Source organism: Rosenbergiella epipactidis (genome assembly GCF_018494055.1).
GTDB lineage: Bacteria > Pseudomonadota > Gammaproteobacteria > Enterobacterales > Enterobacteriaceae > Rosenbergiella > Rosenbergiella epipactidis.
The window spans coordinates 1-208 of sequence record NZ_JABBFQ010000037.1 but is presented as its reverse complement, the minus strand read 5'-3'; the positions used below and the strand labels follow the sequence as shown (position 1 = coordinate 208).

The window sequence follows — 208 nt, the reverse complement described above, 5'->3', positions numbered from 1 at the left end:
AGTCGTATCTGGCGCGATAGTCGTTGCTTCTGCAGAGGTATTTTTCGCCGCATCCGTCGCTGTGACACTTAAGGTTTCGCCATTGGTTTGTTCTGTAGTTAGGGTAACGCTAAAGGTACCGTCACTACCGGCTGTTGCACTGCCCAGGGTGTTGCCCTCAGCATCTTTGATGGCAACGGTTGAGCCAGCTTCCGCCTTACCAGTGACC

General features: G+C 53.4%; 1 protein-coding gene. It reads right to left on the bottom strand.

From position 1 onward, the window contains the following. Positions 1-208, bottom strand: a 208-nt coding sequence (locus tag HGT71_RS15710; RefSeq protein WP_214218615.1) for an Ig-like domain-containing protein, incomplete at both ends; no start/stop codon positions are given.